General features: G+C 48.3%; 12 protein-coding genes. 6 read left to right on the forward strand and 6 right to left on the reverse strand.

Annotated elements, in window-relative coordinates; all coding sequences use genetic code 11:
• Positions 1–177: 177 nt before the first annotated feature.
• On the forward strand, positions 178–360 hold the full coding sequence (locus AAF564_22555) for a Snf7 family protein (GenBank protein ID MEM8488348.1): 183 nt from the start codon (positions 178–180) through the stop codon (positions 358–360).
• A 406-nt stretch (positions 361–766) separates the two neighbouring features.
• On the opposite strand, the gene AAF564_22560 is transcribed toward AAF564_22555, so the two are convergent.
• Together AAF564_22560 and AAF564_22565 are read right to left on the reverse strand one after the other, a co-directional pair.
• Positions 767–1,249, reverse strand: coding sequence for a VOC family protein (locus tag AAF564_22560; protein MEM8488349.1), 483 nt, complete (start codon positions 1,247–1,249; stop codon positions 767–769).
• A gap of 34 nt (positions 1,250–1,283) precedes the next feature.
• Positions 1,284–1,661, reverse strand: coding sequence for a nuclear transport factor 2 family protein (locus AAF564_22565; GenBank protein ID MEM8488350.1), 378 nt, complete (start codon positions 1,659–1,661; stop codon positions 1,284–1,286).
• Between the two features lie 174 nt (positions 1,662–1,835).
• Between AAF564_22565 and AAF564_22570 the strand changes: the two genes are divergently transcribed.
• The 4 genes from AAF564_22570 (at position 1,836) to AAF564_22585 (ending at position 5,217) form a co-directional block, all read left to right on the forward strand.
• Complete coding sequence (locus AAF564_22570) at positions 1,836–2,288, forward strand: phage tail protein (GenBank protein ID MEM8488351.1); 453 nt, start codon at positions 1,836–1,838, stop codon at positions 2,286–2,288.
• 23 nt (positions 2,289–2,311) lie between these two features.
• Positions 2,312–4,096, forward strand: coding sequence for a type VI secretion system tip protein VgrG (vgrG, locus tag AAF564_22575; protein ID MEM8488352.1), 1,785 nt, complete (start codon positions 2,312–2,314; stop codon positions 4,094–4,096).
• A 216-nt stretch (positions 4,097–4,312) separates the two neighbouring features.
• Positions 4,313–4,612 (forward strand): PAAR domain-containing protein, encoded by a 300-nt coding sequence (locus AAF564_22580; protein ID MEM8488353.1) that lies wholly within the window; start codon positions 4,313–4,315, stop codon positions 4,610–4,612.
• A gap of 80 nt (positions 4,613–4,692) precedes the next feature.
• On the forward strand, positions 4,693–5,217 hold the full coding sequence (locus AAF564_22585) for a DUF4255 domain-containing protein (GenBank protein MEM8488354.1): 525 nt from the start codon (positions 4,693–4,695) through the stop codon (positions 5,215–5,217).
• 20 nt (positions 5,218–5,237) lie between these two features.
• Here AAF564_22585 and AAF564_22590 read toward each other — a convergent pair whose 3' ends face one another.
• Positions 5,238–6,266 carry a hypothetical protein gene (locus AAF564_22590; GenBank protein MEM8488355.1) on the reverse strand — a complete coding sequence of 343 codons (1,029 nt, stop codon included), beginning with the start codon at positions 6,264–6,266 and terminating at the stop codon, positions 5,238–5,240.
• Positions 6,267–6,384: 118 nt separating this feature from the next.
• The gene (locus AAF564_22595) at positions 6,385–7,296 is read right to left on the reverse strand and encodes a hypothetical protein (protein MEM8488356.1); all 912 of its coding nucleotides are present in this window, start codon (positions 7,294–7,296) and stop codon (positions 6,385–6,387) included.
• Between the two features lie 87 nt (positions 7,297–7,383).
• Here AAF564_22595 and AAF564_22600 point away from each other — a divergent pair, with 87 nt between their 5' ends.
• Positions 7,384–7,542, forward strand: coding sequence for a hypothetical protein (locus tag AAF564_22600; protein MEM8488357.1), 159 nt, complete (start codon positions 7,384–7,386; stop codon positions 7,540–7,542).
• Positions 7,543–7,716: 174 nt separating this feature from the next.
• Here AAF564_22600 and AAF564_22605 read toward each other — a convergent pair whose 3' ends face one another.
• Complete coding sequence (locus AAF564_22605) at positions 7,717–11,019, reverse strand: leucine-rich repeat domain-containing protein (GenBank protein MEM8488358.1); 3,303 nt, start codon at positions 11,017–11,019, stop codon at positions 7,717–7,719.
• A 356-nt stretch (positions 11,020–11,375) separates the two neighbouring features.
• The coding region (locus tag AAF564_22610; GenBank protein MEM8488359.1) for a hypothetical protein at positions 11,376–11,667 on the reverse strand (292 nt) is incomplete at its 5' end.

The raw sequence follows: 11,667 nt of genomic DNA on the forward strand, positions 1-11,667 counted from the left end.
AATACTTGCTCGGTATATTCTTCGTTTTTTGCGTGGTTTCGATCAGCTTGAGAATAAATGCTGTTGGTTATTCTCTGCAGGCTGCCTGCTAATTCTTCAATGATTTTCAAGGCGCAAAACTATTCTATTGCACAGCAGCATAGCGTAGAGTGAAGTGTACGATCGTGCCTGTGCTGTTTGCAGGCAGGTATTATCGAGGAGATGGTAGAAGACACACTTGAGGACGCTCTGGGTGATGATGACGAACTGGAAGATGATGCACAGGAGGAGGTGGACAAGGTGCTGTTTGAACTAACAGCAGGTCTGTTGTTTGTCCTGTATTCCGATTGGATGAGTCACTGGCCAATCAGCCGGTGGTGATGTTTGGATTGTATGTTGCGTCAGGTGCGATCGGAAACGCTCCGGCGGCGCATCAAGAGACGCTTCCTGTTCCTGAAACCCCAGATGTGCCGGCATCGGATGAGGAGGAGGAAGATATGAGCGACATGAGACAGAGGCTGCAAGCACTTCGGAGTTAACTTCTCCTGACTTGATCAAACGTTTCAATGTATGGTCTCCGCTAGTGTAATTTCTAGATATCCTGTTGGCTAGATGCCAGCGATATCGGTTTGCTGTGCCTATTGATCACCTCTAAATAAATCATAGAGTAGGAGTTCAGTGCCACAATCTGCCCTGGCAACAGCTCTCTGCCGATGATAACTATTTAGCCCCTGAAAACCTGTGGCTTCGGTGTCCTATGATCAGTGATATGCTAGTATGTAACAGGTTAGATGGACAATGTATTGAGCAGGGCGTCAATATCAAGGGGACGGGTGTACATTTCAAGATCACCGTTTGCAAGCCTTGGCCACGCATCTTTTGGCCGGTCCCAGTAGAGTTCAACGCCGTTTTCGTCGGGGTCGCGTAAATAAAGCGCCTGGCTCACGCCGTGGTCTGCAGCACCATCCAGCGTGATGCCTGCATCGAGCACACGCTTAAGGGCTTCAGCAAGGAGTACGCGGGTTGGGTAGACAAAGGCCACATGAAACAGGCCGGTTGTCCCTGCGGCAGGCGGTTTGCCGTTTTTACTCTGCCAGGTATTTAAACCGATGTGGTGGTGGTAGCCGCCGGCGCTAAGAAAGGCGGCATCTTTGCCATATCGCGCGGTGATATCAAATCCTAACACGCCGTTGTAGAATGCAATGGCCCGTTCGAGATCTGCCACTTTCAGGTGGATGTGGCCAACTTTAACGCCTGGATCTATGGACATATAGGTTGAAAGTTAAAGGTTGAAGATTGAACGACTAGTCAAATGGGCCCAGGTATGTATCTGGGATTGGGATGCCTTGCAGTTTGAAGAAGGTAAGCTGGTCGAAGTAGCCGCGCTGGAATACAATTTTGTTGTTTTGCACATGGAAGAACCCGCAGCCGCGGAGTCCGGTTGGGTCTGTCCATTCCAGGATGGCCCATTCGCCGGCTTCGTGCAGGCTTTCTTCTATGCAGGTCATCGTTGCACGTCCAAATTCTATCTCAAACATCTTGCGGATGGCCTCTCGTCCAACAAGTGGATCGGTTACTACCTGATGGTTGGTTGCTTCTTCAGCGTACAGCGCGGCAAGTCCTTCAACATCTCCTCGGTTGAAGCGCTGGATCCATTCGCGTACGAGGGCAGCTGGCGTCATAATATTATTGTGTATTGGATGGGTGAAGGTATTAGTCAACGAGGCAGTATCGATGAAGATGCATAGTTTAATGATGCTGCTTAGGACGAGCCATCTCTGTCGATTATGCTGTATGTTAAGCGTAGCCCTTTCTCCAATTCATTATATCAAACGCTTAGACAAGCCAGTAGCGCCATGCATGACAGCGCAACGCCAGCCACTTTTTATTTTCAAGTGTCGATGGCAGACAACGCAAATGCCACAGAAGCTGTGTTTCAAGAAGTGTCTGGACTACAGGCCAAACGCGATGCTGTATCCATCGTGGAGGGAGACGAAAACAGGTTTAAATATCGGTTGCCCGTTGGTGCGAAGCATGATAATTTGATTTTGAAGCGAGGCCTGCTGCCGCTAGACGCAATGCTTGTAAAATGGTGCCGGAATACCCTGGAATCCGGCCTGGGTACAGAAATCGAAATAAGAGATATGGCGGTAGCGCTGGTTGATCTTGAAGGTTTACCTGTTGCGCAATGGATGATTACCGCTGCATACCCGGTCAACTGGCGTGTTGCTTCACTAAGGACAGAAGACGGCACAATTGTCATTGAGGCAATTGAACTTGCCTATACCACTGCTACCCGGGTCCTGTAGAGATCCCTTAAATGTAACTATATATGACCGAGCGCTTAATACCCGATGATTCAAAGTACGCGGTAGTCACCTTCGACATAAAAATCGACGGAAAGATGATAAACCCTGCGTATGAGGTGCTGCGCATTGACGTTGCCCATGCAATCAACCGTATCCCAACTGCGCGCGTTGAGCTTGTTGCTTCAACGGACATGAGTAGCCCATTTGAGGCAAGCGAGTCAGATGACTGGGTGCCAGGTGCTGAAATTGAAATTGCAGCCGGCTATGGTGCCAAAAACAAAGTCATCTACAAAGGCCTGATTGTCAAACATGCAGTCAAGTTTGGTGGGGAGGAAGCGCCCGTGCTCCAGTTGACCTGTCAGGATAAAAGCACCCGGCTAACAGCGGGGCGCAAGAGCGCATGCTTCCTTAACAGGCGTGACAGCGATGTAATGGCGGAATTGATCAAAGACGCCGGCCTGAAAGCCGATGTAGAAGCGACCGCCCATATCCATACAGAACTTGTCCAGTATTACGCATCGGACTGGGATTTCATCCTGACCCGCGCGCAGGCAAACGGACTGGTTGTCATAGTCAACGATGGAACGGTTACAGTTGGAAAACCATCCACAGACGAAAAGGGCGTTGTAGCTTTAACGTATGGGGATTCCCTGCTCGATGCAGCCCTTGAGATCGATGCCGCGCTCCAGTTACCCGAAGTGCAGGCCAGCGCCTGGGACGTGAAGACGCAAAAAATGGTGACCGGGCATTCAAAAGAACCGGGATTAAAGGGGCCCGGCAATTTGAGCGGGAAAAAACTGTCGAAGGTTGTGGGCCAGAAAGTATACGAACTACGGTCTGATGGCGCTATCCCAGCAGGTGAATTGAAAACATGGGCTGATGCGGAATTAAGGTGGTCGCGGTTGGCCAAGGTGCAGGGTACCGTATCTTTTTTGGGAGAGGCCAAGGTTTTGCCTGGAAAATTGATTACGCTTGAAGGGTTAGGTAATCGATTTAATGGTGATGTATACGTATCTGCTGTCCGCCATACGCTAGCAGATGGGAGCTGGACTACAGAAGCGACTGTAGGAATGCCAATCGAAACGCACGCTGCGCAGCACGCTGGCATCGAGGCGCCGGCAAACGGCGGCTTGCTTCCGGGAATCTCCGGATTACACATTGGCATCGTCAGGCAAGTTGTTGACCCAATGGCGGAAGCCCGTGTGCAGGTAGCTATTCCTGCAATCAATGAGTTGGGCGAAGGCGTATGGGCGCGGCTTGGCAATATGTACGCTACAGCGGGTGCCGGCGCGTTTTTCATGCCGGAAGTGGGGGATGAGGTGATCCTCGGTTTTGTCAACGAAGACCCACGCTTTCCAATCATCCTGGGTAGCCTGTACAGCTCGCACAACAAGCCGCCTTATACGAACAACACCATGAAAGCGCTGGTTACCAATAGTCAGCTCAAGTTGGCGTTTGATGACGAGCAGCAAATCATCACGTTGGAAACCCCCGGGGGACAGGTGGTAACCCTGAGCGATGAGGCTGCGATGATAACGCTAAAGGATGTAAACAATAACCAAATCAAGCTCTCAGCTGATGGCATTACGTTGGACAGCGCAAAGGATATCACGTTGAAAGCCAGTGGTAATATCATCCTGGATGCCACAGCGGGTATTAAACAGACGGCCAATGGCGACATTAGACTAGACGGTAAAAACATTAATGCCCGTGCAAAAATATCGCTTTCTGCCAAAGGCAACGCCAGTGCTGAACTAAGCGCAGCCGGTCAGGTCACCGTAAAGGGGGCCATGGTGATGATTAATTAGGATGAATCGCCGATTCATCCGTATCCCGAACTAGATTCGGGATCCACAGTCAATAAAATCAGCAAGCCGCCGATTCATCCGTATCCCGAACTAGATTCGGGATCCACAGTCAATAAAATCAGCAAGCCGCCGATTCATCCGTATCCTGAACTAGTTTCGGGATCCAGAAAATAAAATCGCCAAAGCCATCCTGAATCAACAAAACTCAGTAAATACATGCCACCAGCAGCCCGAATAACAGACATGCACACGTGTCCGATGCAGACACCCGGCGTACCACCTATCCCACACGTAGGAGGTCCTATTACAGGCCCAGGCGTTCCAACAGTCATGATTGGTGGTATACCGGCGGCAGTACTGGGCGACATGTGCGTCTGTGTTGGACCACCCGATACAATCGTGAAAGGCTCATCAACCGTGATGATTGGAGGGAAGCCTGCAGCTAGAATGGGGGATACCACTGCCCATGGCGGCAGTATTGTCCTGGGGGCGCCAACAGTAATGATTGGTGGGTGAAGGGATTGGTTTGCTGGCTACGTGGCCTAACTCGCCTGAGTTAAGCCGATTATCTTCTTCAACAAATAACACGTTTTCGAATGATAGACCAGGTATTATATCTACTGAGCAACGAACTAAATACGCACTTTCGGATGAAGGAGACCTTGGCGTCTGAATTGAGCATCGTTGCCGGCCAGAAAGACCCTGGTGATCCGGGGCAGTTGGACAAATTGGTATTTACACTGGTGAACGTTGCGCCAGACAAGACACTAAAAAATATAAGAAACCCTATTGGTCTGGATCGTGTCAGGAGGGGGCCTTCATTAGGACTCCAACTCTATGTATTGCTGAAAGCAGATTTTGCAATGTATAGCACAGCATTGAACAGACTTTCACAAGCTGTAAGTTTTTTCCACGATCGTCCCATCTTTGGTCAACAGCATCCTGCACTTCCAGAGCATGTGGAGCGTGTCAATATTGAGCTTGAAGACACAGATCTGGAAAGCGCGAGCCGGCTTTGGACGATGCTGGGAGAGCGCTACATGCCATCAGTCCTCTACAAGGTGCGTTTGCTTGTTGATGAACAGGGGCCAATCGACGCGCCAGTTTCGGGCATGGAGTAACATGGACAGGGTTTTAAGATTTAATCCGCTTGTTTGATTTGCACCAGCCCAAAAACACGCTTCAACATGTGCATTGTGTTTTTAGATAGTTTGCAGTTTTCCATAACTGTGCAAGGCATTTTTCCATAGCGCTCAGCCCTGAATGCGTCTGTATCATTGCCAATTCTTAAGGCCAAAGATGCTACTTCTTTATCTGATGCGTGGTCGATGATGACTTCGTCGAAGTCGAACAGCTTCCGTTGCTTAAATCCGTTTACGTACAAGAAATTATCCTGCTGCACAAATTCGTCACGCATCTGATTATCAAGCACCAGGATGAGTGAGAGTCCCTCATAATAGAACTGGCTTTTTCTGCATCTCCTGCAGGCATAATATACCAGGAATCCGATGTTAACATCATGCGGGGTAAAGCTGGCAAGACAAGCTTGGCAACGGACTGCTTCAAGCTGTGATGCAAATTTCAATGCGGTAAAAGATCCTATTTCAAGCAAAAGTTTGTAGGCCATTGCCTTCAGTGGGTTGTGGGGATCAAGGGCGATGGGATGCAAGACAGGAACAGCTTCTCCACCCAGTTGAATGGCTTCAGTATACATCAGCGCCAGATCACAGAGGTGATCGATGATCTGCTTAAGTTTATCGATATCTGATCGAACTTGACTTTCCCGGTACAGGAGCTGATATCCGTCAAATTGCAAGCTGCGGTCATCTAAGGGCAGAATAGCCCTGCTACGGTTGAGCAGGTGCTCAACATTGCCTGCATCAAGCCTGGTCATTGGCTTATGGGTGAACTGGTTGGGCCTGATGAGTCGAATCTCCGTGAACGTTTCCTGGTTACGCTCGGTGGTTTTGATGCTAAGTTTTAACCCCCTGTATTCGCCTTCTACGCGAGATGGACTAAATAAATAACGCGTTGGCACATGCTGCATCTGGGTGTCAGCGGCCAGGTCTTTCCAAGACCTCTTATGATCCTCTAGTCGTTTGAGATTGCGATATTTATACATCCCAGCACCGATCCAGGAGACAACAAACATAAGTATCGCAAATTCCATGGTTGTGCGGCTGGGATAGTGAAACCTACTAAAAATACTGACTCTACGGGTAAATGCTATGGTTATGTTTAGCGTCAGCTCAAGTTCAGGTTTGACGTACAATCAGCCAGCGTAAGCGTTAGCCTGGTTGATTTTCATACGCCTCGGTTCGTTTAACCTGCTTAAAGACCCGGCCCAGCATATGTATTGTATTTTCAGAGATGCTGGTGTCTGCCATTACAGTACATGGGATGGCTTTGTATCGCTCCGCCCGGTAGGCATTTGTGTCATTGCCCACTTTTATAGCAAAGGAAGCAACGTCTTTATCCGATGCATTGCGGATGAGTACTTCGTCAAAATCAAATAGCTGCCGATGTTTGAATCTGTTAACGAAGAGGGCATCATCTTGCTGGACCCATTTGTCCTTCATCTTTTGGTCAAGCACGAGCACAAGTTTGAGCCCTTCGTAGTAGTTTTGACTTTGCTTGCATGTTCTGCAGCCATAGTACCGCACCGACAATACGCCTCCGAGTTCGTCTTTGTGCGCATCAAAGTGGGTTAGACACAATTTGCAATGTACTTGCGCTTCCCTGGATTTGAATGCTGATGTGGTAAATTGGTCGATTTCCTTCAGGAGACGTGTGGCCATATTATTCAGGGGATGCTTGTCTCTGATCGCAAAAGGTTTTAAAAGCGGTATAGCTTCTCCGCCTAGTTGAATGATATATGGATAAGCATTGACGAGGTCGCAAAGATAATTCATCAGCATCCGCAATCCATATGTATCGGTTCGCACCTGTTTTTCTCGGTAAAGGACCTTGTTTCCTCGAAATATCAGGCTTCTGTCAGAAGACGCAAAAACAGATGGGAAACGTTTCAGGATACGTTTGATGGCGTGCTTGTCACGTTTTTTGAAAGAAGGAGTACTGGATGCCTCAGGCAAATGGAGTCTGACTTCAGTACCGCCGCCGCCTTCACCAAAGGGGGTAACTTTCAAGTGCACGCCGCGATAAATGCCTTCGATATACGGTCCTTTCAAGTTCGTTGACACGAACTCCAATTTTGAGTAAGAAGCGAGGCCGGCCAGAGACCTGATTTTTTTTCGCCTTTGGCGGCGCGTTTGCTTTGTGGTCAATGTATGCGTCTTACCTTGCATGTACTCGAAGGCGAAAGTGCCTCCTACGATGGTCAACAAAAGCAAGACGACATCTATCATGGCTGGATTCAGTTCATGCCTGTGAAATACTGGTCCGCAAGCGAGGATACTGTTGGTGCAGAGAAAGCGCTGTATAAATGAGCGTTTCTGCACCAACTTAGGTTTTTAGCCTGAAAAACTGAGACGAAGTACTGATAAACATATCCCATACTATGAAAAGCGAAAAAGCCCAAGACAAGCCGACATGGCTCACATTGGGCTCTCTCGTGTTCTTGAGTCGCGTTTCAAGTCAGGTTTAATTTGTAGCGCATCTGCCTAACGAATTTTGACTACGGTATTTGTAATAGACGCAGTGCTTGTAGACAACCGATAGAAATAGACGCCGGCTTTGACCGGATGTCCTTCAGCATCCAAGCCGGTCCACGTGCTTTCATACCTTCCAGCAGGCTGTACCTGATCTACCAGCACGACGACGCGCCGGCCCAACATGTCGAATACTTCCAGTTTCACGGGTTCAGTGTCAGTAATTGCATAGGGAAATTGCGTGAAGGTTGAAAATGGATTGGGGTAGCTCGTCAAAAGTACTGTGCTTTCTGGCGTTAGGTCAATCGATTCATCAGCAAGCTGCGTTTCATTTCCTACCCACAACGCGTATTTGTGCACGGCAGCTGCTGGTACTACATTTACAGGATCACCACTGGTCAGTTCAGTCTGCGTGCCCGTACTTTTATCAACCAGTAAAATCCGATGTCCTTCATGTAGCGTATTGTCAGCAATGTGTAAAGTGACTGGTTGTCCTGCTTCGGCATGCAGGCTAAGATCGAATATGGCGAATTCTCCCTTTGGACGGAATTCACGTATTAACGTGTAAGCTGCACCGTCTCTTTCCGATTCCAGCGCCAACATGCCTTGGAATACCCCGCCTGTTGGTAGGGGAATGTCATAAATATCTGGCCCTTCCATGGCCTGCTCGTCTAGCCCTATGCGAATACTCGCGTGCTCGGATTCATTTGTTGAAGCGATGAGCCTGAAGGTTTCAGCGGCTTGTTTATTTACCGCACGGGGTACGTTGATGTTATCTCTTGTGTAGGGAATATTGAGTGTATAATCGCTTTCGAGCGCATTGAATGTATAGTATGCAACTCCAGTGGATGCGGATTTAAACGTGTCGGCTAGCACATACCCCTTTCCGGTCCACATGAATAAATCATCAGGCGCGGCATCTGTATTGACATTTTGTACATCTCGCCAAAGTACATCCACTTCAAATGGATTTGAAATCACATTCCATCTGGGGTGCAATGTGATTCTAAAAACGCCTCGGTCAGGTGCAAGTGTGACCGTAGGAACTGACTGATTTAAGTTGAGCGGATTTTTGCTCAGCAGCCAGAAACCGTTACCGGCGGTAAATTTGAAATTCGGGCTATCTGCTTTTTCAGTTGTGTATTCCTCTAGTCCACCACTTCCCAAGGAGCCGGTGTCATGAAACAGCCGCCAATCATTCTTTGCACCCGGCATACCTGTTAATACGGACTCAACCAGGGTTTCTGCGTCTCCGGGACGCGCGATGAGTCTGTAGCTACTTGACTTTTTGTAGTCTTCAAATGTGATGTCAGGTGTCCAGCTTACCTGATCGGGATAATGCGCAATTTGGGCAGCTGCTGGCAGTGTACTTATTGTCAACCCCGGTGCATCATCATGACTGATTTCCAAATGAATGGGGAAAAACTCCTCACAATCAGTTTCAGCAGTAATTTCCGGTAATGTAAAAACATACTTCTCATTCACGGACCCAATAGCTTCATTTCCATTGAAATACCACTGTAGTTTATATGCTTGTGAACTTCCGTTAGGCGCCGTTGGAAGAGGGCTGAAAAGAGAGTCTTTGACCAATTCAAATTGACAGGTGTCATTCAAGCCGGCAATATCTGCCTGGGGTATATAGGTAAACGTCTCTAAAGAACTAGCAAGCGTTGCGTTGGGGACGATGTGGTCAAAAGTGAGTGCATTATTACCAACATGCAATTGCTGCATCCGTCCATTATCAAACAAAGGAATCGAGGTAAGGACGTTGTCACTCAAGTCGGCTACTGTCAAAAATTGTAGTGATCCTAGAGATGGTGCCAGATTCCCGCTGATACCAGTATTTTTCAAGTTCAACTCTTGTAACTGCGAATTCGTGCGGAACGAGATCCCCTCTATGGATCTGTTCAATGGATTATTGGCTAAATCCAGCTTATTCAGATTGTCAGACATGCATGAAGCGTAATCCAGGATAGTGCCATTGATACTATTGTTGGCTGCCTCCAATATAACCAGCCCGTTCAGGTCGCAGAGACCGTTGGGAAAGGTGCCTGTTAAGCCAAAATCAGATAGGCTGAGACCCCGAATTCTGGTGCCAAGGATGTCAATGCCTTCCCAGGAGGCCAGAGGCGCTGTTGGGTCCAGCCAGTTAGCAGGAGAAGGATTTGGATTTAGTTCGTTGGCTATTTGTACAACCAACAGGCTATCTGTCTCATTTGCCGCGGACAAGAATACAGAAATTGGTTCATTTTCCAGCGTAGCCTCCGTGGCGACAGTGCTCGAGACGCGTAGGGTGTAAATGTTTTCTTCATTCACATTGCGTAAGTCCAAAAGCGGATCATTTGCACCTGGAATCTCTCCTGAACGTTGGCTTAGCCATTGAAAGCGCATTGATTCAGTTACTATGTCTACGCCTCCAAATAGGGAAAGCGTACCTCCAATGGCTACGTTTGCGTCATAGGATGAGCCGAAGCGTGCCTGATCCGTATAAGTAAAGAACGGGATGCTCACATTGGGTTCGAGGGATACAAATGTAAGTTTGTTCTCACTTACATTCAGTACTTGCAGATTGGGCATCCCGGACAAATCTGGAAGCGTAGTGAGTTGATTGCTCTGGAGCAAGAGTTCTTCCAGCGGTAAGATAGATGTGAAACATGCTGATACTCCACCTTCGAGAGCATTGATTTGGAGGTGCAAGTCCACGAGCATCGGAAGTTGACATAGCGTTTCCGGTATTGTACCCGTCAGGGTATTGTTACCCAATCTAATGGTTGTCAACTGCCGTAAAAGACCCAACTCTTCTGGCAGGCTACCTTCCAGGCTCGTGCCCGTGATCCTCAGGTCTACTAAATTGGTCAGGTTACCAAATTGTGTCGGAATTTCTCCATTAATTCCCCTGCCAATATTGGCGAGGTTGAGGAATTCCAGGCTGGTGAGATTTCCCCATTCCGTAGGGATAATGCCTTCAAATTGATTCCCGGCAGCTGAACCTGTTATCGATAGCGTTTCTAGGTTAGTCAAATTGCCCAGACTTGCGGGTAATTGGCCCGTTAACTGATTGTCGCCAAGCAACAGCTCACGCAAGTTGACAAGATTGCCCAGGCTGTCTGGAATATTTCCTTGTAACGCATTGATCTGAAGCTGCAAGATTTCAAGATTCCCTAACCTGCCTAATTCTTGGGGGATAGTACCAGACAACGCATGTCCGCCAAGCAATAAAGTTTTTAGATTAGCTAAGTTGCCCAGTTCGGCAGGTATTGTTCCGCTTAGTTGACGTTGTGCACCCTGTGCGCCACCGACTACAAATTCTTCCAATGCTGAAAGGTTTTCTATCGTCGTGGGGAGTACTCCATTGAGTGCAAATCCCAGTAAATTGATGTTCGTTACGCGATTGTTTAGGACGGTTACGCCAGTCCACCCACTGACAGGCCCCTGCAGCCAATTGTTATTACCTCCCCAGTTGACACCATCTGTAGCTGTGTAAATGTCTACAAGGGCTAACGAGTCAGCTGTAGTTATTTGTGCTGATGATTTATACGGGAAAATTGTAGCTATAAATAGAGGCAAGCCGAACAAGCGTAGGCGATTAGAGGGCATAACAATGTGGGTAACAGGTTGGGAGAATGCGAGCTGTTTTGGCCGTGACGCAATGGATTCTGTGCGCAAATAGGTTACTGGCTTGACGGGCGATCAGGGGGATCAGCAATTTCATCCGGTTTACAAATGACTGCTTGGGTTACAAAACAGTCGAGTGCAGCCACTACTCCCGCACCCGCTGCTACCCAAGGCCAGGGTTTGCGCTTCTTTTTTACTTCGAAGATGTTATTGGGGTAATTCCAGTCTCTTGCCTCCTGTAGAATCCGCTCTATGCTGAGCGCGAGTGTATAAGGCGACTCTTCCAAAGTGATAATCCCCAGTAATTCGTGGTCTTTGGTGAATAGTCCACCGCCAGAGTATCCTTCA

The sequence above is a fragment of the Bacteroidota bacterium genome (assembly GCA_039111535.1).
In the GTDB taxonomy this organism is placed as follows: domain Bacteria; phylum Bacteroidota; class Rhodothermia; order Rhodothermales; family JAHQVL01; genus JBCCIM01.